The sequence below is a fragment of the Actinocorallia lasiicapitis genome (assembly GCF_054778695.1).
This window is the reverse complement of record NZ_BAAGZI010000717.1, coordinates 1-1,374: the sequence shown is the minus strand read 5'-3', so window position 1 is coordinate 1,374 and position 1,374 is coordinate 1. Positions and strand designations below refer to the sequence as shown.

Below are 1,374 nucleotides of genomic sequence, written 5' to 3'. Positions count from 1 at the left end.
CGCGGGGAACGCGGCGGCGCGGCGTCGGCGCGGGACCGTCAGCAGGCCGGGACGGCCCGTCCCGGCGACCGCCAGTTCGGCGTCGAGCATCGCGACGGTCTCGGCCGGATCGACGTAGCCGGGGAACACGCGGCGGAACCCGAGGCCGCGCAGCTCGGCGAGGCCGGTCTCGTCGGCGTCGATCGTGGGGTTCCCGCCGAGGTACCAGGGCAGGCCGTCCAGACCGTGCAGCTCCTGGAAGTGGCGGAGATCGGCCAGGTAGTAGCGGGCGTGGCCGTCCATGTTCGACACCAGGACGGCGTCCGCGCCGACGGCGCCCGCGCACAGTTCGTCGACGGTGTTCTGCGTCGCCAGATAGCGGACGCGGTATCCGGCCCTGGTCAGGACCCTGGCGAGGGTGAGGAGACCGACGGAGTGAGCGTCGCCCCCGACGCCCGCGACGGCCAGTTCGCGTGTGGATCGAGCTGCGTGTCCGGTCACGAGAGGGGAAGGTATCCCGCCGTCCCCGCGGCTGGATGCACTGTTTTGCACGGTGCTCACTCTTGAGCTGCCGCCCCCTGACGGGCCTCCTAGTATCCGAGCGGTGACGGAGACTCGCCCACGGTTCCTTGTCCACGATCTCCTCGACGGCCGGGCCGAACGCTCACCGGACCGGCCCGCTCTCCGCTTCGGCACCGGCGTGTGGTCCTACCGCGAACTCAGGCTCCGCAGCCTCGCCTGCGCCGGCTGGCTGGCCGACCGGGGGGTGCGGGCCGGCGACCGGGTGCTGATCGACGCGCCGCACGCGCCGGAGACCGTCGCCGCGGTGTTCGCCGCCTCCCGGCTCGGCGCGCTGTACGTCGTGGTCAGCGACCGGCTGCCGGACCGGCGGCTGGCCGAAGTCGTCGCGGACTGCACTCCGAAGATCGTGCTGACCTGCCGGGACGATCCGGTCCTCCCGGACGGCCAGGAGTGGGCGCCGCTGGAGCGGTCCGTCGCCGGTCCCGTGACCGGTCCGCTGCCCGCCTCGCCCTGCCCGTCGATCGACCCGGTCAGCCTCATCTACACCTCGGGGAGCACGTCGGCGCCGAAAGCCGTGGTGTCGGCGCACGACCAGGTGGTGTTCGCGGCGGAGGCCGTCCAGGACCGGCTGGGCTACCGGCCGGACGACACGGTGTTCTCCTGCCTGCCGCTGTCCTTCGACTACGGCCTCTACCAGGTGTTCCTCTGCTGCCTGGCCGGGGCGGAACTGATCCTGGCCACTCCCGCCGACGCCGGTCCCGCGCTGCTGGCCCGGCTGGAGGCCGAGCGGCCGAGCGTCCTGCCGCTGGTGCCGTCGCTGGCCGAGGCCCTGCTGACCCTCGTCCGCCGCGCCGGACGCGCCCCCCTGAGCCT

General features: G+C 73.6%; 2 protein-coding genes. One reads left to right on the top strand and one right to left on the bottom strand.

From position 1 onward, the window contains the following. Window positions 1-480, bottom strand: a 480-nt coding sequence (locus tag ACYVE7_RS34075; RefSeq protein ID WP_460370713.1) for a cobalamin-dependent protein, incomplete at its 3' end; no start/stop codon positions are given. Between the two features lie 103 nt (window positions 481-583). On the opposite strand from ACYVE7_RS34075, the gene ACYVE7_RS34070 reads away from it, so the two are divergent. Further along, window positions 584-1,374: class I adenylate-forming enzyme family protein (locus ACYVE7_RS34070; protein WP_460370711.1), on the top strand; the 791-nt coding region annotated here is incomplete at its 3' end.